The organism is Ruegeria sp. CDSB113 (assembly GCF_059611045.1).
Genome location: NZ_JBXWOU010000002.1, coordinates 157051 through 178624, shown reverse-complemented (window position 1 = coordinate 178624; position 21574 = coordinate 157051). Strand labels below are relative to the sequence as shown.

Here is a 21574-nt window from a genome sequence, read left to right as displayed (position 1 = left end):
TCTGACGCATCGCTTAAACCGACCAGCGCTGAGCGGGCGTCGTATACTGGCTATTACCTCAGCCTTCCAAGCTGATGAAGCGGGTTCGATTCCCGCCGCCCGCTCCAAATCAGCCCTAAAATTCTGCGTCAAATAGCCCTTTTATGTTGGGTCATATATTGTGGTTCTTGACCCGGCTTGCCGTGGCCGCCAAGAAGCGAACACTTAAGTGCGAAAAAGACGTAAGGGCCAATTATGGCGAACTCTGCCTCAGCCACGCCTAAGGGCAAACCTGCACCCGGTGCCACGGAAGAGCGTGCTGGATCGCGGAAGATAGGCGTTCTGTCGTCTCTTTGGCCATTTATGAAGCCGTATCGGGCTCTGATGACGGGTGCGGTATTGGCGCTGGTGTTGACGGCCAGCATGACGCTAACCCTGCCACTTGCGGTACGCCGAGTAGTCGACAATTTCCGAATTGAAGATGGCGAATTGCTGGATTGGTACTTTCTGGCGGCACTGGGCATTGCCGCGATTTTGGCAGTGGGAACTGGCATCCGGTATGCGTTGGTGACCCGGTTGGGTGAGCGCGTTGTGGCCGATATCCGCAAGGCCGTGTTTAACCGCGTCATAGGAATGAGCCCCGAGTTCTACGAACGGGTCATGACCGGAGAGGTTCTCAGCCGTATCACCACGGACACGACCCTGATTCAGTCTGTGCTGGGATCGTCCGTATCCATTGCGTTGCGCAATATGCTTTTGTTCGCGGGTGGTTTGGTTCTGATGCTGCTGACCTCGGCCAAGCTAACGGGTTTGGTGCTTTTGCTGATCCCGGTTGTGGTGGTGCCGATACTTGTTCTGGGGCGTCGTTTGCGGGTCCTCAGCCGCGAAAATCAGGACTGGATTGCGGCCTCGTCGGGTAACGCGGGCGAGGCACTGAGTGCGGTTCAAACCGTTCAGGCCTTTACGCATGAAAAAGCCAGCCGGAAGCAGTTCGGCGATATGACTGAAACCTCTTATGCGGTTTCTCTTCGGCGTATTCAAACGCGCGCTGTAATGACGGTAATCGTTATCTTCCTTGTATTTTCAGGCATCGTCGGCGTGCTGTGGATGGGGGCAAACGACGTTCGCAACGGCGTGATGACCGAAGGTGTTCTGATCCAGTTCGTGATCTATTCAATCATCATGGCCGGCTCTGTCGCCGCCCTCTCTGAGATTTGGAGCGAGCTGCAACGTGCAGCCGGCGCGACCGAGCGCCTGGTGGAATTGCTGAATGCGCAGGATACCGTGATTGATCCGGACAAGGCAGCATCGCTGCCTACACCTGTTCGGGGCGAGATCCGTTTTGAGGATGTGATCTTCCACTATCCGGCCCGTCCGGATGTTGTGGCCCTGGACCATCTGACCCTGTCGATCCAACCGGGTGAAACCGTGGCTTTCGTTGGTCCATCGGGTGCAGGCAAAACCACAGTGATTCAAATGATCCAGCGGTTCTACGATCCGGATGCAGGTCATGTCAGTCTGGACGGCGTTGACCTGCGTGACCTCGACCGATCCGATTTCCGGCAGCACATGGCATTGGTGCCCCAGGACCCGATCATCTTTGCAGCCTCGGCCCGCGAGAATATTCGGTTCGGGCGTCTGAACGCCTCGGATGCCGAGGTTGAGGCCGCCGCGCGTGCAGCTGCGGCACATGAGTTCATCTCGAAACTGCCCGAAGGCTATGACAGCTTTGTCGGGGAACGCGGCGTTATGCTGTCGGGCGGTCAGAAACAACGCATAGCGATTGCCCGCGCCATCTTGCGTGATGCTCCGGTTCTGCTGCTGGACGAGGCGACTTCGGCCTTGGATGCCGAAAGCGAACGCGCGGTTCAGGGCGCGGTTGACCAGATGCGCGCCGGGCGTACCACACTGATCGTGGCCCACCGTCTGGCGACGGTCAAAAAGGCGGATCGGATCGTTGTGATGGAAGCCGGTCAGATCGTGGCCCAAGGCACGCACGAGGATCTGGTCGTTCAGGATGGCTTGTATGCCCGTCTGGCGCGCCTGCAATTCACCGACGGAGTTGCGGCAGAATAGCCTGACGTTGGGGAAGTCAGTTTTACGCCGCTGCGTAATTCTACAAATTTGGGCGTGGCCCCTCTAACCCGTCGCTTGCACCTGCGGGGTTTTGCTTCCATCTTGTTTTGGAAAAAACCGCGCAAGACGCGGGAGAAAAACAGGGAGGAGTCACATGGCCTTTGTGGGTTTGGAAGACAAGGCGAGAATGGAGCAGGAAATGTCGTGGGAGGATCGGGATGTTCCGGTCACTTTCCACCAGTTGCTGTCACGCACAGCAGGCAAATTTCCGAACAGTGATGCGGTCAGCTTTCAGCTCATGTCTGGTCCGACAGACAAGGCCGAGACTCTGACGTGGTCGCAACTGCTTGGCAAAGTCAATCAGGCAGCGAACCTTTTTCGGTCTTTGGGTGTCGGTGAGAAAGACGTGGTGGCCTATGTGCTGCCCAACTGTAACGAAACGCTGGTCACCATGATGGGCGGTGCAGTCGCAGGGATCGTGAACCCGATCAACCCGCTGCTAGAGCCCGAGCAGATCGCCGCAATCCTGCGCGAAACCGGTGCCAAAGTGGTTGTGACGTTGAAGTCCTTCCCCAAAACGGATGTGGCGCAAAAGGTCGAAGAGGCGGTGCGCCACGCGCCCAACGTCAAAACCATTCTCGAGATTGATCTCAACCGCTATCTGACGCCGCCAAAATCCTGGCTGGTGCCGTTCCTGCGTCCAAAGATGGGCGACAAGGAAAAACTGGCCCATGCGGATTACAAGAACTTCAATAAAGAACTGGCCAAGCAGCCTACGACGCTGACTTTCGAAGACAGCAAGGAAGATCGCGTTGCCTGCTATTTCCACACCGGCGGCACAACGGGCATGCCGAAGGTCGCGCAGCACAAATACTCGGGCCTTGTCTACAACGGCTGGCTGGGGAACACTCTGTTGTTCTCGGACGAGGACGTGATCATGTGCCCGCTGCCCATGTTCCACGTTTTTGCTGTGCATGTGATCATGATGGCTGCCGTCTCATCCGGCGCGCATGTGGTTTTCCCGACGCCTGCGGGATATCGCGGCGACGGTGTTTTCGACAATTTCTGGAAATTGATTGAGCGCTGGAAAGTAACGTTCATCATCACCGTACCCACAGCGATTGCTGCCAAGATGCAGCGCCCCGTAGATGCGGACATCTCAAGCGTAAAGACGGCGTTCTCAGGTTCAGCGCCTTTGCCCGTCGAACTGTTCCGCAGGTTCGAAGAAGCGACCGGTGTGACCATCGTAGAAGGCTATGGGCTAACCGAGGCCACCTGTCTGGTGTCCTGCAACCCGGTGGACGGGGAAAAGAAGATTGGCTCGATCGGTATTCCGTTCCCCTATACAGATGTGAAAATCCTGCAGGATGGTCCGGACGGACCAAAGGAATGCGCCGCAGATGAAATTGGTGAGATTTGCATTTCGAACCCCGGTGTCTTTGCGGGCAATACCTATACTGAGGCGGATAAGAACGTAGGTCTTTACCACTTCGACAAATACCTGCGCACAGGTGATCTGGGACGTTTTGACGGGGACGGCTATCTGTGGATCACAGGTCGTGCCAAGGACCTGATCATTCGCGGCGGTCACAACATTGACCCGGCCGAGATCGAAGAAGCTCTGCTGGGGCACGATGCTGTCGCGTTTGCCGGTGCCATCGGGCAGCCTGACGCCTATTCGGGCGAGGTGCCTTGCGCCTTTGTCGAACTGGTCGATGGGGCCTCGGTCACCGAGAAAGAGCTGATGGAGTATTGCAATGTGCATGTCCATGAACGCGCGGCACAACCCAAGCACATGACCATTCTGGACGAGCTGCCCAAAACTGCGGTCGGTAAGGTCTTTAAGCCCGAACTTCGCAAACAGGCGATCACGCGTATCTATAACGGCGCGTTGGAAGAGGCTGGTCTTGAGGCACGGGTCATTTCGGTCATCGACGATAAGAAGCGTGGACTCGTTGCGCAGCTTGACGCGAAGGGTTCCGCAGAGGACGATGTCAGCAAAGTGCTGGGATCGTTCACCCGGCCGTGGGAGTGGGCTGCCTGACCGGGAGGAAACATGGATTATGAACGTCTGATTGATGAAGAGACTTGGGCGTTCATAAAACGAACGGCTGAAAGCTATCCCGATGACGCGGTCGAACAGTCGATCGAGGATCAGCGCCGGGTGTACGACACGATGTGTCGCGACTTTCGCCAACCCCGCCCGCAGGGGGTCGAGACTGAGGACAGGCAGGCATTTGGCGTGCCTGTCCGGGTCTACAATGCGGGTCAGCCGACGCGAACCGTCACTTATTTTCATGGTGGCGGATTTGTTGTTGGAGGTCTGGACAGCCACGATGATGTTTGCGCCGAGATCTGCGCGCAGACCGGATATCGGGTTGTGGCCGTGGACTACCGTCTGTGTCCTGAACATGTCCACCCGGCGCAGTTTCAGGACAGCTGGAATGCGACAAACTGGGTGGCGCAGGAATTCGGCGACCCGATTGTCCTTGCGGGTGACAGTGCCGGTGGCAACCTGGCGGCCGCAGTCGCCCAATACGGACGAGGTAAGTTGGACCATGTGCTGGGGCAGGTCTTGATCTACCCCGGTTTGGGTGGTGACAGCACGAAAGGGTCGTATATAGAGCACGCTCACGCGCCGCTTTTGACGCTGGATGAGATTCAGTTCTACGAAAAAGTGCGTTGTGGTGGTGATGTCCCGCAAGATGATCCGACCTTCGCGCCGCTTCATGACACAGATTTCTCGGGTCTTCCGCCGACCGTGGTGGTGACTGCAGATTGTGATCCGCTGCGGGATGATGGTGGCGCTTATTGCGACAAGATTTCCGCCGCCGGAGGGCAAGCGCATTGGATCAACGAGCCGGGTCTCGTTCACGGCTATCTGCGCGCGCGTACCAGTGTTAAGCGGGCGGTAGACAGCTTTGAGCGAATCTCAGTCGCGATCGAGGCGCTGGGCCAGCAGATCTGGCCCTACGACTAACCCGTTACTTCAAGAAAGACTGTGCCTTCATCGTTTCAGCAATGGGCGCACCCATCCGGTTCAGGATTGTAGGCGCCAGCCGTAGCTGGTCGATCACCGTGTCGACCTCGGGGCCTTCCGCGTCGCCAAAGTAGTACAGTGCCGTTTCCTGTTGCAGCGGGCTGCGCCCGCCGTGATGTCCGCGTTCGTCCTGACCGTGATCGGCGGTCACGATGACCTCATAGCCTAGTTGCCGCCAACGCGGGATGAAGGGGGCCAGCATCTCGTCTGCGACGAAACAGGCGTGGTCCATCTCTTCGCAATCATGGTAGAAACGGTGCCCCATACTATCCAATGTGCAGGCATGCAGCAGGCCGTAATCCAGCCCATGACGCAGGCAAAGGTTGGTCAGAGTGGCATAGAGATCCACGTCAGACGGGGTCATCTGATTGGCTTTGCCATAGCCGGTCATGGTGTGAAAGCGGCCGTGGTTGATTGTCTTGCTCTCAGGCTCATCATATTCGATGTCGCGGACGTAATCGAACGGGTGGCGGTTGAAGAACTGCGACCAATAGCTGTGGGTGACCGCACCGGTTACACCACCAGCTTCACGGACCTGGCTGAAGACGTCCTTATGGCCTAGGCGAAAGACATTACCGTTGCCGGTACAGCCATGCTCCTGTGGTGTGACACCGGTGTGGATCGAGGCATAGCAGCTGGCGGACGTGGACGGCAAAACAGCGCGCAGTTTCCACACGCGCGCCTCACCGCTGTCGACCCAACCTTCAAGGTTACCGAACAACCGTCGGAAATTGCGCCACGGAACACCGTCCAGGATGATAAGGAGTAGTTTGCGGTCCATGTCATTGGCCTTTTGACTAAATATTTCGGGCGACCCTAGGGGATTCTCGATCAGGGGTCTGCCTGTTCGCGCCCCCAATAGCAAAATCCCGACACCTGTCATCGACCAAGGCGCCGGGATTTCAATTTTTCACTTACCTGTCACGGAAAGGGCAGGGGTCAGTTTCCGGCGCTTTCCATTTTGCGGTGGGCAACGACCTCTTCCAGCCAACCCAGATGCATTTCGGGGACGGAACTGAGAAGCAGATCGGTATAGTCGTCAAACGGCGGGCTCAGCACCTCGCTTTTCGACCCATAGCGAACCACGCGACCCTGATACATCACCGCGATACTATCGCTGATCGCGCGCACCGTCGCCAGATCGTGGGTGATGAACAGGTATGCCACATCCTCGATCTTTTGCAGGTCCAACAGCAGTTTCAGGATGCCGTCCGCCACCAGTGGATCAAGCGCCGAGGTGACCTCGTCACAGATGATCATCTTGGGCTTGGCCGCCAGCGACCGCGCGATACAGACACGCTGTTTCTGACCACCTGACAGTTCCGCCGGATAGCGATCCATGTACTTTTCGCCCAGTTCGATCTCATCCAACAGTTCGACGATCCGCTTGCGTTTTTCGGCACCGCGCATGTTGAAGTAGAACTCCAGCGGGCGTCCGATGATCGTACCAACGGTCTGGCGTGGGTTCATTGCCACGTCGGCCATCTGGTAGATCATCTGCAACTCGCGCAGGTCTTCACGGCTGCGGCCTTTCAGATCGCCACTAAGCTTGCGGCCAGCAAAGGTGATCTCACCATCGCGCGGCGGCAGCAAGCCTGTGATCACCCGTGCCAGTGTCGACTTGCCCGAGCCGGATTCGCCGACAACCGCCAGTGTCTGCCCCGGGTGAAGATCGACATTGACGTTGTGTAGCACGTCGAAATTCAAACCCTTGTAGCGCGCGGTGATACCTTCGACGCTCAAAACCGCATCCGGTGTAGGCTTCTTCTCTTCGTGCTCGATCGAGCGGACCGAGACCAGCGCCTTGGTATACTCTTCCTGCGGGTTGTTGATGATCTGGTCGGTATTGCCATATTCGACCGTATTGCCCATCCGCAGAACCATAATGTCATCACTGACCTGAGCGACAACGGCGAGGTCATGCGTGATATAGAGCGCAGCAACGCCAGTATCGCGAATGGCCTCTTTGATCGCCATCAGAACGTCGATCTGCGTGGTCACATCCAGTGCTGTGGTCGGTTCATCAAACACAACCAGATCAGGCTCGGGGCACAGTGCCAGCGCCGTCATGCAACGCTGTAGCTGACCGCCCGAGACCTGGTGCGGGTAACGATCACCGATATTGTCCGGATCGGGCAGCCCTAGCTTGGCGAACAGTTCCCGCGCACGGCCTTCGGCCTCTTTACGTGAAAACTTCTTATGTTCGACCGCCGCTTCGACCACCTGATCCATGATCTTCTTGGCCGGGTTAAACGACGCGGCCGCGGATTGCGAGACATAGGCAACTTCGCCCCCACGCAGATTGCGGATATCGCTATGCGGGGTCTTCAGAATGTCGCGCCCGTTGACCCAGACTTCTCCACCGGTCAGTTCGACGCCACCGCGGCCATAAGCCATGGACGCCAAACCGATGGTCGATTTACCGGCACCCGATTCACCGATCAGCCCCAACACCTTGCCGCGTTCGAGGTCAAAGCTGACCCCGTGCACGATTTCGATGTCATGGGGTTTTTCACCCGGCGGATAGACGGTCGCGCCGATCTTGAGGTTGCGGACCTTGAGAAGGGTATCACTCATCCCCGGCCTCCTTTCAGCGATGTGGTACGGTTCAGAACCCAGTCAGCCACAAGGTTGACCGAGATGGCGAGCGTTGCGATGGCGACAGCGGGGTACAGGGCCGCGCCGATGCCATAGACGATCCCGTCCTTGTTTTCCTTCACGATGCCGCCCCAGTCCGCCAGCGGCGGCTGGACGCCCAGACCCAGGAACGACAGGGTCGAGATGAACAGGACCATGAAGATGAACCGCAGCCCGAATTCAGCCACCAGAGGCGACAGAGCGTTTGGCAGGATTTCCCGGAAGATGATCCAGCGTCGACCTTCACCGCGCAGCTTTGCGGCTTCGACATAGTCCATCACGTTGATGTCCACGGCGACCGATCGAGACAGTCGGTAAGGACGTGTGGCGTCCAACAGCCCCATCACAAGGATCAGGATCGGAACGGTCACCGGAACAATCGCCAGGATAACCAGTGCCAGGATCAGCGTCGGGATCGACATGATCAGGTCAACCGTCCGGCTAAGCGCCTGGTCAGCCCAACCACCCAGAACCGCAGCCAAAAGGCCCAGCGAGGTGCCTGTGATAAAGCTGAGGATTGTGGCCATCGCAGCGATAAAGATTGTCGTGCGACCACCATAGATCATACGTGTCAGCAGATCGCGCCCGATATTGTCCGTACCCAGCAGATGCTCGGCGCTTGACGGTTCCCACACATCACCGACCACTTCGGCCATTCCGTAAGGGGCGATCAGTGGGGCTGCGAGGGCCATGAAAAAGTACAGTCCGGTGAAAAACAGACCGATGGCAGCCGAAATAGGAATGTTCTTCATCATTTCGGATGCCTCAGTCTTGGGTTGGCAAGGATGGACACGATATCGGCAACCATGTTGAGCCCGATATAGACAGCGGCAAAGACGACGCCGCAGGCCAGAACGACCGGCACGTCACGCTTGGTCACCGAATCCACCAAATATTGCCCCATGCCAGGATATACAAACACCACTTCGACAACGACGACGCCCACAACCAGATAGGCCAGGTTCAGCATCACAACGTTGACAATAGGGGAAATCGCGTTGGGAAACGCATGGCGTGCAATGACCTGAAAATTCGAGAGGCCTTTCAGTTCAGCCGTTTCGATGTAGGCCGATTGCATCAGGTTCAGGATCGCAGCGCGGGTCATTCGCATCATCTGCGCCAGAACCACCAGTGTCAGAACGAAGGCAGGCAGGGCGATGGCATTGAGCTTTTGCCCGAAGGACATTGTGTCGTTGATCATTGCGAGTGAGGAGAACCAGCCCAGTTTCACTGAGACGAAGTAGATCACCACGTAACCGATCAGGAATTCCGGGATTGAAACCGTTGTCAGGGTGATTGCAGAAATCAGTTTGTCAGGCCAGCGGTTGCGGTACCGAACGGCCAGAAGGCCTAGAAAGATAGCTAGCGGCACGGAAACCACGGCTGCAGCACATGCTAGGAACAGGGTGTTCCCCAAGCGCTTTCCGATGCTTTCTGCGATGTCGAGTTTGTTGGTCAAAGACTGACCCAGATCGCCCTGCAGGATGCCGCCCAACCATTCGAAATATCGGGTTAGAGCGGGACGGTTGAGGCCCATTTCCTCGCGCAGGTTTGCCAGCGCCTCGGGGGTTGCGGATTGGCCAAGGACCGCTTGCGCAGCGTCCCCAGGCAGGGCTTCGGTGAGGCCGAAAATCAGAGCCGATGCACCGAAGAGAAGCAGGAGTCCCAGCGCAAGGCGCTGGGAAACCAGTTTGATGATAGGATGCATTATCCGTGGGCCCTATCAGGCGAACCACATCTTGCGTGACATGTTGCCATTCATCATCTCTTGGGTTGGGTCGCTTTCCCAACCTTCGAGCTGATTGGTGACGCCTTCGACAAAATCGTTGAACATCGGGCAGATCAGACCGCCCTGGTCGCGGACCATCATGCCCATTTTGCTGTAGATGTCCTTGCGTTTGTCGTTGTCCAGTTCGGCCCGTGCTGCAAACAGCATTTCGTCGAACTCTGGCACCTTGAAGCGGGTGTCGTTCCAGTCGGCAGTCGACAGATACGCTGTCGCGTACATCTGATCCTGCACCGGACGGCCACCCCAATAGGATGCGCAGAACGGCTGAACGTTCCAGACCTCGGACCAATAGCCATCGTTGGGCTCGCGCTTGATTTCCAGCGGGATACCGGCCTGAGCCGCGCTTTGCTGGAACAGGGCCGCTGCGTCAACGGCACCCGGGAAGGCGCCATCTGCAACACGCAGGATGATCGGCGAACCGTCATGGCCCGACTTCGCATAGTGCTCTGCCGCCTTTTCAAGGCTGTAGTCGCGTTGCGGGATAGAGCCGTCAAACAGCGGGTATGCCGCATTGATCGGCATGTCGTTGCCAATTGTGCCGTAGCCGCGCAGAACCTTGTCGACCAAGTCCTGGCGGTTGATTGCGTGTTTTAGCGCCAGCCGCAGTTCGTTGTTGTCGAACGGCGCGGTGTCGCAATGCATGATGAACACATAATGTCCACGGCCGGCGGTCGAGTGCACCGTCAAGTTCGGGGCGCGGCCCAGCAGATCGGCAACCTTTGGTTCGACGCGGTTGATCGCATGAACCTGACCGGATTGCAGAGCAGCCGTACGAGCAGTCGCATCGTTGATGACAATTACTTCGACGCTGTCGAAATTGCCGAAATCGGGGTTCCAGTGGTTGGCGAACTTCTTGAACACGTGGCGTACGCCGGGCTCGTCGACTTCCAACTGGTATGGTCCGGTGCCAATGCCCGCACCTGGGTTTTCCATTCCACCATCAGGCTGAATGATCAGGTGATAGTCGGCCATCAGATAAGGCAAGTCGGCATTTGGCTCGGTCAGTGTGACCTGGAAATTGTCGCCATCGGCCTTCATTGACTCGATGCCCTTCATGATACCCAGGGCACCGGACTTGGAGTCTTCGTTCGAGTGGCGCTCCATGGTTTTCAGCACGTCTTCGCTGGTCATGGTCTTGCCGTTGTGGAATTCGACGCCCTGACGCAGTTTGAACGTCCAAACTTTGGCGTCCGCGCTGCCTTCGACGGCTTCAGCCAGGCGCGGCTCGATCGACCCGTCGGGCGCAACTTCCACAAGCTGGTCGCCGAATTGTTTGCCGTTCTGGAACGGCACCGAGCTGGCATAGGTCGCCGGATCCAGCGAATTGGTGGATTCGCCGCCCTGCAGGCCAAATTTCAGGTCGCCACCCTTCTTCGGTCCTGCCGCGCGCGCAGCGTCAGCGAACATGGTGCTGGCCATCGCCGCCGACACACCCAGAGCCGCCGCTTTCCCCATGAATTCGCGACGGGTCAGTTTGCCCGCAGTGACCTGACCGGCCATGTGAGTGAGTTGTTCGTTCATCTAGTGATCTCCCAGTTGATTGGATTTCAGCCCTTCTCGGGCATTTTTATTGACGCATGAGTCAAGTTAGGCGCATTTCGGTCTACCGAGCAAGGACAAATGTCTGACCTTTGGCCACCAAAATATCACATCTGGTTTCGTGGAACGGCGTCCTCCGTTTGTTTAGAGAATACCAAAGTTTCGTTTTCAAAGGCACTTATTTGCGCCTTAAGAAAAAAGCTCTCTCGATCCGACCACATTTCGCAGGATGTTTCCGTGCGCAGGTCTATCCCGTCCCGACTGATCTCCTGTGTCCAGCGGCACCGCCCGTGGGCGGATAGCGGGTTGTCGGGGTGGATGGTCCAGCGTTCATATGCAGTGCCACCATGCGTAAGCCCGTGGTGATTGTCCGTTACGCGACCGAAATCGTCTTCGATGATCAATCGGGTTTCACCTGAATTCAAGTCAGTCTCCACCCGGCGAGAGTTGCTGCTGTCCCGCAGGGTCGTCACATCAATCGGGGTTTCAGAATCGGGCGGCTGAAACACATGCTCATCATCACCCGCGGTCGGCCGGTTGGGGATCGTGATCGTACCACCTGTCAGGTGCAGTTCGACGGGTTCAGGCGCTGGCCAGATCAGCGGCCAATACGCGCTGGACACAGCCACCCGCACGCGATGCCCTTTGGGAACGCGATAGGCGATGTGATCCAGGTCCAATGAGATTTCGTAGGGTGCTCCGGGCGTCAACGGAGTTGGTTGCGCGTGGCAATCTCGGTGCGACAGGTTCAGAACGCCATAGGTGATCCGGGTTGAGGCCCCATCCGGATGGACATGATTTAACCGCACGGCAATCTGTGCCTGCGGACGGTCGGCACTAACAGTCAGGCAAATGCGCGGAGCGCCGACAATATCCAGATCTTCCGACAAAGGCGGGCCATCGAAACAGGCGGACAACGCATCATCGGCGCGCTGATCGCCGGGCATGTCCGGGCCCAGCCAAATTGCGCAAAACTCGCCGCTATCCATGCCGCAGGTTTGGGGTGACCGGATCCGCGTGTCCAGCGGATCATCTTGCCCGAGGCCACCGTTCGACAGGTTCAAAGTTAGGTTGGACAAATGCGAGGTCGCGCCGGATTGCTCGCTGATCCAGCACCCGGGTCTGTTGTTGTACCACCGCTTAGGACGGACACCGTCCATCAGATACGCTCGATAGTCTGGGTCGGTTTCAACGCCGCTATCCAGACCCTTTAGCCAATGATCCCACCAACGCAGCGCCTCTTGCAGAAAACCGATCCTCGGTTCGGGCACTGCGAAATGCGGGTATTTGTGCACCCAAGGCCCCACGATCCCCTTGACCGGAGCACTAAGCTGTTCGACCAGCAATGGCACTGTATTCTTATAGGCATCGCCCCAGCCGCCAATGGCCAAGGTCGCCGCGCGGATCGCGCTGAAATCCTCGCAGACAGAGCCATGCTGCCAATAGGCGTCGCGCGTCTGGTGGCGCAGCCAGGTCGAGGGCAGGAACGTTTGGTTTTCCAAACGCTTAAGCCACAACTCGCGCCAGTTGGAGCGCAGCGCTGGGTCGGGTGCGCGGGATGAGTAGGACCACATAGTCGCGCCCCAACCCAGGTTTTCATTCAGCAGGCACCCGCCCTTGTAATGGATGTCGTCTGCGTACCGATCCGCGGTTGAACACAGGGTGATAATTGCCTTCAGCGGCGCGGGTTGAAGGGCGGCAACCTGCAGCGCGTTGAACCCGCCCCAGCTGATTCCCATCATCCCAACGGTGCCTGAACACCACGGCTGATCCGCCAGCCATTGGATTGTGGAAACGGCATCATCCAGCTCTTGCTGGGTGTACTCGTCTTCCATCAACCCTTCGCTGTCCCCATTGCCGCGCATGTCCACACGAATGCAGGCATAGCCGCGTTTGGCAAACCAGGGATGGGTCAGGGCATCCCGCGTCGCCGTGCCGTCGCGTTTGCGATAGGGCAGGAATTCCAAAATGGCCGGAACGGGACTGCTGTCTGCATCCACCGGGCGCCAGACACGCGCTGAAAGACGACATCCATCCGGCATCACTATGCCGACATCCGGTAAATCTTCGATATCGCATAGCGAATTGGGCGAGCGAGTCATTTTGGAAGTCTTTCGGTCTTTGTCTTTTCGCAATGTACTAAAATCGTCAAATCACTGTTTGATTGCGACAACAAGGTCCATCACGTTCGTTCCGGTTGGGCCTGTCACCAGCAAAGCTCCGGCCTTGTCCAGAAAACTGCCACTGTCTGCCTGCTGCAAGGCGGTATCGGCCCCTTTGCCCCAAGTTTTGCCGTCGACTACGGCTCCGGCCGCATTGGTTGGGCCATCGGTGCCATCGGTACCACCGACAACAACAGTCAAGTCTGATGTTCCAGCTATTTCCCGGGCGAGTGCCAGCGCCAGAGCCTGATTGCGCCCGCCACGGCCCGGCTTGTCCGGTAAAACCACCGTTGGTTCGCCGCCGAATACCATGACGCCGGTCGGCATATCCCTCAGGCGTTTCCCCAGATTGGATGCGATTTGCAAGAAATCGTCATGCAGGCATTCTTCGTCAGCCAGCACTTGCAAACCGTCTCGGCGCGCCATTTCTGCGGCTGCCGAGCGTGCATGGGCGTTCGAAGCAACGATCGTGGTCGAGGCGTCAAATTTGTAAGTGTCAGGCAATGCGCCAATTCCCGATCCGATGACGTTCAGGTCGTCCCCGGGCACATCCGAGATTGCCAGAACGGTCGCTTTGGCCCCGTTGAAATGGGACAACAGCCCGCCGCCCTTGATCCGCGACAGCTTTCGACGCTCGGCATTCATTGCGGTGATATCCAAACCTTCGGCCAGCAGCCTTGAGTTCAGTTGCGCCAGATCTGCCAATGAGTTCCCCGGCAGCAAATCCTCTGCCAAAGATGATGCCCCGCCCGAGACCAGCAGCAGTACATGGGAACCAGGTGCCATCGCCTCGATCGCTTCGCGCAGGGCACGGCCACCGTCCAGGCTGCGTGCGTCCGGAACCGGATGAGAGGCTTCGATCAACTGAACATGTTCTGGCAAGTCGCGCCCGTGATCGTCCTTGGTGACAACCAGCGTCGGACGCGGACCGAAATGGTCCAATGCCGCGCTGGCCATCGCCGCGGCTGCCTTGCCGACGGCCAGAATCCGGTCGGGCGTTTGGACCTCATCCAGAGCAGCTTTGGTGGCTCGTTTTCCGTCAACCGCATCAACACCGGCCTGCCAAATACGAATTGCCTGTTGCCTTTGGTCCATCAGCTTTCCATCCAAATTGTGACCGGTCCATCATTGACCAGCTCTACCGCCATGTCGGCCCCGAACTGCCCGGTTTCGACGGGCACGCCATGGGCCTGCAACCGCCGCGCAAACTCTTCATAGAGGCGCTGCCCCACATCCGGCGGGGCGGCCTCGGAAAACCCCGGCCGGTTCCCGCGCGAGGTATCGGCGGCCAGCGTGAACTGGCTGATCACCAGCGCCGAGCCACCCACATCCACGACAGAGCGGTTCATCTTGCCGCTTTCATCTTTGAAAATACGCAGCTTTGAAACCTTGGCCGCTAGTTGTTCGACCTTTTGTTCGTCGTCACCCTTCATCGCACAGACCAGGATCATCAGCCCCGGACCGGACTGCCCAACCGTTTGTCCGTCAACCGAGACCTTTGCCCGGGAAACCCTCTGTAAAAGTGCACGCAAATCTGTTCTCCGTTTGGTGTCGTGGTTACCCGACCCAGCTTGCGATCTCGCCCAGATCGGCCCGGCTGGCTCGAAACCCGTTCGCAGGGTGGTCTGTGTCCGAGTAGCCGAATGAGATTGCGCACAAGATCAACCGATCATCGGGGATGTCAAAATACCGGTGCAGAAACTTGCCATAGCTGGCCACGGCGGCCTGAGGGATTGTGGCCACTCCCAAGGCTTGCGCGGCGAGGGTGAAGGCCATGACAAAACCACCGCAGTCCATTGCTCCGTAAGGACCAAGGTCCGCAGGGCTTGAAATAATCGCGCAATGCGGCGCACCGAAAAGGGCAAAGTTTTTCATCATTTGCTTGGCCGAACCGGTGCGATCACCGCGTTGCACGCCCACGGCTTCGTATAATGCCCAGCCACATTCGCGGCGGCGTTCCTGATAAATACCGGTATACGCCGTCGGGAACGGCAGGTCGGGTTCCGGTGCGCCGGTTGTGACTTCGTTTTGCAGCGCTTTTCGAAAAGCGTCAGTCTCGGCTCCACTGGTGATCACGATGTTCCAGGGCTGCGCATTGCACCAGCTGGGGGCACGTGACGCACAGGTCAGAATCTGTTCGATCTGGTCCTTGGGAACGGGTTCAGGTCGGAACGCCCGGCAAGAATGTCGCTCAGCCAGTAATCGATCCAGATCGGATAGCGTCACACTGCTCCCCCTTCGTGTAGCCGAGGCGCAGGATGGCGGCAGGATCAGCGATGTTCAAGCGGTTAAACCGCCAAAAAAGCACGCGAACGCGACGCGGTTCTATTGCTGACCGGTTGCCATCATGTACCCGACACCCGCCGCAACCAGCAGGCCAAGGACAACCGCGATCGTGATCTTCAAAGCGGACCAAGGGCGTTCGCCCTGAACGCGCCCCGTTCTGCCGTTCACAACGAAACGATAGGTCTGACCCCGGTATTTGTATGCGGCCAGCCAGACAGGCAGTAGAATATGTTTGAAGGTTACATTTTGCACATTCGTGTCGATTGCGTGAATGCGCTGCCGGTCACCGCCGATATCGAACCGAACATCCCGTTCGATCACCCGGGCCATATGCCCGCGCGCTTCGGTATACCCGTCCTGCAATTCGACTGTATAAGCCTCGGCCCGGAATCCCGCCAGATACTCGGGCTGGTAAGGTTCAAGCGCCGGCAGGTCCCAGGGTTCCAACGCGTCGGTATAGCGTTTCGGCAATGACTGGGACGCCAGCACAAGAACATCGTCAAAGAACCGGGCAACCCGACCGGATTTTGGGGACCAACGCACCTTGGCCACTTGCTGTTGCACGCGTTTGCCGTCACGCATGACGGTCCGGGTCTCGTAATACACCGTGCCCCGCTCGCCGCGATAAGCTGACTTGGTATCCGCGTCGAAGGTCCAGTAGGGGACGTAAATCCCCTGCATCTTGCGACCTTTGCGGGCATAATCCTTCAACCCGTTGGGCGCGAACCACAACTTGCCAAGCCAGCTCGACATCGCCTTGTGAGCCGACCGTTCGTCCAGAGCAAAGGGCAACACGCCTTTTGGCTTGATATGCCGGTTAACTCCTGTCTCTGTGACTACCGGAGTGGCACAGAACGGGCATTCGGCCGCATGGGTGTTCGGGTCAAACTCGACCTCAGCTGCGCAGTTCGGGCAGGACAGAACCCGCGTTTCCTCGATCTCTGCTTCCGGCAGCTTGTTCGCCAGCGCCGCGTTGAAATCCAGTTCTTTCAGGCTGGCACCGCCCCACGGTCCGGCACCTATGGATTCCGAATGCCCGCAATGATCGCAGGTCAGGGTCCCGTCGCCCGGATTGAACCGATAGTCCGAGCCGCATTGCTCGCAGGGAAAGCGGTGTTCGTCTGTCATGGGTGAACCTTGATTGGAGGGGGGTATTTTCCGGGCCCGATAATCAGGCGCACGATCAACGCAGCGAGGACGCAGATCAGAATGAACTGGAAAGAGTTCTCGGCGAGCCGCCACCAGCCATAATCAGTCAAAATGCCGTTTTCTTCGATTGTTCCGTTAGCGTCGCCAAAGCCAAACCTAGTGTCGGGGTTCTGTGACTTTCGCCAACCACGGTAGCGGCTTATGGCAACCCAAACGGCTACAAGGCCAAACCCAATTCCCGCGCCCCAGAAAGCAGCGCGGACATAGCTAACGGTGCGCCGCATCAAGATGCGCAAAAACGGTTTGACCACTAGCCAACAGATGAAAAGAGAAATTGGCAACCCAAACAACGCGTACCAGAAAACAAGGGACAGCGAGTTCAGATCAAATCCATTTCGATACGCGTTGGAGAAAACCGGAACGCCAATAACTCCTGCCCATCCCAGAAGCGCGGACAGTTTGACCGCGCACGCGATATCGCGTTGGGAATAAGGAGCTGTCTTACCGGCGTCAGCCACAAGGTTAGCTTCCCGGCGGTGGTGGTGGCAATATCGTGAACAGTTGCGCCAGTTCCTGCACGTCACCGGCCTTTTTCCATCCGTCCTGACCGGCGGTCCAGACATGTGTGTCACGGGTGATATCACCGTCGGTCGCCATGCGGCCCATCTTGGCCTTGGAAAACGGCCCGCTGGTCTGCCCGTCCACCGCGATATGCCAGACATGCTCGACCGGCGGAGGAGGGGGCGGTGCCGCATGCGCCGCTGGTTGCGGCGCAGCGGGGGCGGAACCGCCCCAAGGCCCGCCCGGTTGACCCGCTGCCATGTTCGACATCTGCTGTGCCATCGCCATGCCCATTCCCATGCCAAGACCGGCACCCATGCCGCCGCCCTGACCGGGGTTGGTCGCTGCTGCGGTCATTGCTTCGGCGGCCGAATACTGGGTGAACTTGCCCAGATCGCCCGCCAGCCCCATCGAGGTCCGCTTGTCCAGGGCCGCTTCAACTGCGGGCGGTAGCGAGATGTTTTCGATGTAGAACTCCGGCATTTCCAGGCCATAGCCTTCCAGCACGGGCGAGACCTCGGCCGCGATCAGTTTGCCCAGATCGGCGGTGTTGGCGGCCATGTCCAGAACCGGAATGCCGGACCCGGCAATTACGCGGCTGAATTCCTGCACGATGATGTTGCGGATCTGAAAGCTGATTTCGTCCATGGTGAATTCACCATCGGTGCCGACGATCTCAATCAGAAACTTCGCCGGGTCCTTGACCCGGACCGTGTAGGTGCCAAAGGCACGAATGCGCGTCGGGCCGAATTCCGGATCACGCAACATGATTGGGTTCTTGGTGCCCCATTTCAGGTTGTTGAACCGCGTCGTGTTGACGAAATAGATTTCAGACTTGAAGGGTGATTGAAACCCGTGATCCCAATGCTGCAGCGTCGTTAGGATCGGCATGTTGTTGGTCTCAAGCATGTAGAGGCCGGGCGTGAATACATCCGCCAATTGCCCTTCGTGCACGAACACCGCTGCCTGTCCTTCGCGCACCGTCAGTTTGGCGCCGTACTTGATGGCATGCCCTTCACGCTCGAACCGCCAGACCATGGTGTCACGGGTGTCGTCGACCCAGTGAATGACGTCGATAAATTCTCCGGTCAGAAAATCGAAAATACCCATTGGGGTCTCCTTTTCTTGGGCTCAGAGCTGCTGGCCCATCAATTCGCGTGCAATAATCCGTACCACGGGGCGGGCGTCCTCGGCTGTCACACCGGGCTCAAGTCGCGGATCGTAGAGCATTGTCAGAAGTTTCTCGTCATGGCTGGTCAACAGCGCAAACTCGTCATTGTCGTTGAAAATCGAAGGCCGTGCCGCCGGGCTGTCATTGGACAATCCAAGCCCCTGCGCAATTTCCTCGTGGATGCAGCTGCGCCGGGTCAAGTCCGGCAGTTCAGCTCGGATGAGCGTGACAGCCCGCACAAATTTATACGGTGAGGTATTGGTAGGAGACGCAAAAACAAGACAGTCAATATTGGCGCGCGGGTTTGCAACCAAATCCAGTGAAGGCGTGCTGATACCAGGGATTAGCTGTTTCAGGCGTTTCACCACATAGGCGCTGTCATCTTTGCCTGCAAAGAAGACATGGAAATTGGCCTTGCGATTGACGACCGAAACAGGATGATCCGTCAATTTGCTCAGCCGTTCCGCAAACGCTTCGACGTCGGCGGAATCTTTTGCGCGTATCTCGGGTGCCACGGACGGGGCGAATTCGGTCTGAATCCGCACAGGTCCTGCCCACCGGCTAAGCTGCCCGTCCGTTCGCCGAATGCGCGTGGTTACAGCGTGATCGGGGTATTCGCTGTAAAAGGCTATGGCCTCGAAATTGCGGGCCAGATCATCGGCATCATAGGGTGTGTCGGGGCCGCCTCCGTCCACGCGCAACATATCGCGGGTCAGCAGGTCACGTTCGACCCGCTGATAGAACCGGGCCAGATCCTGACTTGCCGCAGACGGGGGAACATAAGCATTTGGTGCCGGTGCAGGTGCCACCGGGCGCGGTTGCGGCACGACGGACGACGTCAATGCCTCATCGCAATTGGCCAGCGCCAACAGCGCCACCATGCCCAACAGGGGTTTCAGATATCCCAGCACTCGCACGTCCAGCCTGCCTTTAGCTCGAAACCGCAGTTCCAGCGTTGTCGCCGACGCCGTCTTTGCGCGCCTTGGCAGAGGCAAGGGTGTCGCGCAGCTCGGTCTCCATTTTCTGCAGTTCCTGCTCGGCTGCGGCGCGCTTGGCCTTGCCTTCGTCAGCAATTGCAAGACTTTCGTTGATCGTACCGATCAGGTCAGCATTGGCTTGCTTGACCGCCTCGATATCAAACACACCGCGTTCCATTTCCTCGCGGATCATCTTGTTCGACTCACGCAGGTTCGCCGCGTTCGAGGTCAGCAGCTCATTCGTCAGGTCATTCGCATCACGCACGGCCGCGGCCGCCTCGGCGCTACGCTGGATGGTGACGGCCTGAGCCAGTTGCGTTTCCCACAGCGGCACGGTGTTGACGAGGGTCGAGTTGATCTTGGTCACCAGCGACTTGTCATTTTCCTGCACCAACCGGATCGAGGGCAGGGATTGCATCGTCACCTGTCGCGTCAGCTTCAGGTCGTGAACACGCCGTTCCAGATCATCCCGCGCTGCGCGCAGGTCACGCAGCTCTTGCGCCTTCATGACTTGTTGGTCTTCGGGCGCGGCCTGAACTTCGGCTTCTTTTTCGGGGATGTTCTGGCTGTCCAGCTCGGTCAGTTTTTCTTCACCTGCTGCGATATACAGCGCAAGCTCGTCATAAAAGCCCAGCGTCTTTTCATACAACAGGTCCAGTGACTTGATGTCTTTCAGCAGCGTATGTTCGTGGCCCAGCAAGTCGTCGGTGATCCTGTCGATCTGCCCCTGAACATCTTCAAACTTGGCGGTAAACTGGGCGAAAGGCGCAGCCTTGCCCAACAACTTTTCCCACCAGCTGCGTTCGCGCCGGACGTCCAGCTCACTGACCGAAAACCCGCGGATCGTCGTGACGATATTGCGCAGGCTATCTCCGGCAGGTCCGACATCTTTGTTGCGGACATCCGCCAGCATGGCCTGGCTGATTTCCTGCAATTCCGCCTGGGCAGACGACCCGAACGCGACGATGGAATTGGTGTTATCCATGTCGATCTCATTCATCCGCTTGCGGATTTCGGCGCTGACAGGTTCGTCGGCTTCCTCAAGCAAGACGATTTCGGCGGTCGGGTCGGGCAGGGTGACAGCAGTCACTTCCTGCACCAGCGTTTCAGCCTCGACCGCCTTATTCTTGATGTCATCGGACATGGGGTAATCCTCTCTCAAATTGTGGCCGGTCAGTCCAACCGGACGCCTTCGCGTTGCAGTCTTTCGCGCAACACATCAATTTCAACCGTCAGATCACTGCGGTCGTCCAAAAGCAACTTGCGGGTACGCGCCGCGAAATTTTGTTCAAGATCATCCAGGAGGGACGAATAATCCTCCAGCGCCTGCGCATCGCGGGTGCGGGCATAAACGTCAGCAAATTTGACCGTCGCGTCACGCGCGCCCTTTAAGTAAACGGTCAGGTATTTTCGCGCACCGGCCAGATCGCGGGGGTCTTCCTCGACCGTGCGGAACAGGTCGCGGGCGGTATCCTGAAAACGTTCAACCCGGGCTTCGATCCTGCGGTCGCCTGCGCGTTTGATGGCGTCGGTCATCTCGGACAGATGTGTTTCAGCACCTTCCACGACGCGGGCAACGCGGTCTTGCTGGAAAGTGTCGATGCCTTCCATCCCTTTGTCAGTCATCGGATCAATTCCGAAAGAGACAGAGTGTAGGACGCTGGCCATCAAACCGAACAGAATCGGGGCGATCAGGCTGGCCTCAGACGCTGCTGCTGCATCCAGATATTCGGTGCGATAAGCAGCCAATCCGACGCCAAGTCCGGTCAGCAGGCTGGAGAATACCTTTCTGGGAAACGCCGGGCGACGGGCTGTGCGGCGAGCGTTGTAGGCGGATTCGGCCCGCAGCCCTTCGCGCAGCAGAAATGCTGCAGCTGTCAAAAGACCCGCTGCGATCAGGCCGATCGTCAATCCGACGGCCCCGTCGTTCAGCGACAGAAAAACCAAGGGAACAGCCGGAAGAAACAACAGGTTAGCGCGAGCCCCGGCCGGTTCGACCCGAGCGACGTCAAACTGACCGCGCGGAGGTTGATTCGGAGACGAGGAGTCGTCCTGAGGGCTGAATTTCCCGCCATACCGTTTGGCCATGTGCTTACAAGCCTCCCAACACGCCGGTGCAGACGCCGAACATCAGCATCAACAACACGACATAGGCCAGTTTTTGCACTCCGGTCCCGGACATGGCGCCCCCCAAAAATGTCCCTTGGG

General features: G+C 58.0%; 18 protein-coding genes and 1 tRNA gene. 4 read left to right on the top strand and 15 right to left on the bottom strand.

The window, feature by feature from the left end:
* Positions 1-32: 32 nt before the first annotated feature.
* The 4 genes from AC2FIS_RS05320 to AC2FIS_RS05305 all read left to right on the top strand — a co-directional run bounded on the left by AC2FIS_RS05320 (position 33) and on the right by AC2FIS_RS05305 (position 5035).
* Positions 33-107, top strand: a tRNA-Gly gene (locus tag AC2FIS_RS05320).
* Between the two features lie 127 nt (positions 108-234).
* Positions 235-2055, top strand: a complete 1821-nt coding sequence (locus AC2FIS_RS05315) for an ABC transporter transmembrane domain-containing protein (protein ID WP_496767767.1) — start codon at positions 235-237, stop codon at positions 2053-2055.
* 154 nt (positions 2056-2209) lie between these two features.
* Positions 2210-4099, top strand: coding sequence for an acyl-CoA synthetase (locus AC2FIS_RS05310; protein ID WP_496772248.1), 1890 nt, complete (start codon positions 2210-2212; stop codon positions 4097-4099).
* 12 nt (positions 4100-4111) lie between these two features.
* Complete coding sequence (locus tag AC2FIS_RS05305) at positions 4112-5035, top strand: alpha/beta hydrolase (protein ID WP_496772247.1); 924 nt, start codon at positions 4112-4114, stop codon at positions 5033-5035.
* Between the two features lie 4 nt (positions 5036-5039).
* Here AC2FIS_RS05305 and AC2FIS_RS05300 read toward each other — a convergent pair whose 3' ends face one another.
* The 15 genes from AC2FIS_RS05300 to AC2FIS_RS05230 all read right to left on the bottom strand — a co-directional run bounded on the left by AC2FIS_RS05300 (position 5040) and on the right by AC2FIS_RS05230 (position 21454).
* Positions 5040-5876, bottom strand: coding sequence for an alkaline phosphatase family protein (locus AC2FIS_RS05300; RefSeq protein WP_282119042.1), 837 nt, complete (start codon positions 5874-5876; stop codon positions 5040-5042).
* Between the two features lie 158 nt (positions 5877-6034).
* Complete coding sequence (locus AC2FIS_RS05295; RefSeq protein ID WP_496720719.1) at positions 6035-7672, bottom strand: ABC transporter ATP-binding protein; 1638 nt, start codon at positions 7670-7672, stop codon at positions 6035-6037.
* Positions 7669-8484 (bottom strand): ABC transporter permease, encoded by an 816-nt coding sequence (locus tag AC2FIS_RS05290; protein ID WP_496720964.1) that lies wholly within the window; start codon positions 8482-8484, stop codon positions 7669-7671. Before AC2FIS_RS05290 ends, AC2FIS_RS05295 begins: the two co-directional genes overlap by 4 nt.
* Complete coding sequence (locus tag AC2FIS_RS05285) at positions 8484-9440, bottom strand: ABC transporter permease (protein ID WP_058276793.1); 957 nt, start codon at positions 9438-9440, stop codon at positions 8484-8486. Before AC2FIS_RS05285 ends, AC2FIS_RS05290 begins: the two co-directional genes overlap by 1 nt.
* A 15-nt stretch (positions 9441-9455) precedes the next feature.
* Positions 9456-11042, bottom strand: a complete 1587-nt coding sequence (locus AC2FIS_RS05280; RefSeq protein ID WP_058275605.1) for an ABC transporter substrate-binding protein — start codon at positions 11040-11042, stop codon at positions 9456-9458.
* A gap of 125 nt (positions 11043-11167) precedes the next feature.
* On the bottom strand, positions 11168-13162 hold the full coding sequence (locus tag AC2FIS_RS05275) for a CocE/NonD family hydrolase (RefSeq protein ID WP_496772246.1): 1995 nt from the start codon (positions 13160-13162) through the stop codon (positions 11168-11170).
* Between the two features lie 51 nt (positions 13163-13213).
* A complete protein-coding gene (locus AC2FIS_RS05270) occupies positions 13214-14317 on the bottom strand; it encodes a glycerate kinase type-2 family protein (protein ID WP_496772245.1) in 1104 nt (367 codons plus the stop codon).
* Positions 14317-14754: a D-aminoacyl-tRNA deacylase gene (gene dtd / locus AC2FIS_RS05265; protein ID WP_496772244.1), complete on the bottom strand. Its 438-nt coding sequence runs from the start codon at positions 14752-14754 to the stop codon at positions 14317-14319. Before dtd ends, AC2FIS_RS05270 begins: the two co-directional genes overlap by 1 nt.
* Before the next feature lie 25 nt (positions 14755-14779).
* Positions 14780-15448 (bottom strand): nitroreductase, encoded by a 669-nt coding sequence (locus tag AC2FIS_RS05260; protein WP_496772242.1) that lies wholly within the window; start codon positions 15446-15448, stop codon positions 14780-14782.
* Positions 15449-15547: 99 nt separating this feature from the next.
* Positions 15548-16636: a TFIIB-type zinc finger domain-containing protein gene (locus AC2FIS_RS05255; RefSeq protein ID WP_496772241.1), complete on the bottom strand. Its 1089-nt coding sequence runs from the start codon at positions 16634-16636 to the stop codon at positions 15548-15550.
* Positions 16633-16941 carry a hypothetical protein gene (locus tag AC2FIS_RS05250; RefSeq protein ID WP_496772239.1) on the bottom strand — a complete coding sequence of 103 codons (309 nt, stop codon included), beginning with the start codon at positions 16939-16941 and terminating at the stop codon, positions 16633-16635. Before AC2FIS_RS05250 ends, AC2FIS_RS05255 begins: the two co-directional genes overlap by 4 nt.
* A gap of 238 nt (positions 16942-17179) precedes the next feature.
* Positions 17180-18328 carry an SPFH domain-containing protein gene (locus tag AC2FIS_RS05245; protein WP_496772238.1) on the bottom strand — a complete coding sequence of 383 codons (1149 nt, stop codon included), beginning with the start codon at positions 18326-18328 and terminating at the stop codon, positions 17180-17182.
* Between the two features lie 21 nt (positions 18329-18349).
* Positions 18350-19270, bottom strand: a complete 921-nt coding sequence (locus AC2FIS_RS05240; RefSeq protein WP_496772524.1) for a DUF2927 domain-containing protein — start codon at positions 19268-19270, stop codon at positions 18350-18352.
* Between the two features lie 49 nt (positions 19271-19319).
* Positions 19320-20510 (bottom strand): toxic anion resistance protein, encoded by a 1191-nt coding sequence (locus AC2FIS_RS05235; protein ID WP_472723191.1) that lies wholly within the window; start codon positions 20508-20510, stop codon positions 19320-19322.
* A 29-nt stretch (positions 20511-20539) separates the two neighbouring features.
* Positions 20540-21454, bottom strand: a complete 915-nt coding sequence (locus AC2FIS_RS05230) for a 5-bromo-4-chloroindolyl phosphate hydrolysis family protein (RefSeq protein WP_472723192.1) — start codon at positions 21452-21454, stop codon at positions 20540-20542.
* Between the last annotated feature and the right edge of the window lie 120 nt (positions 21455-21574).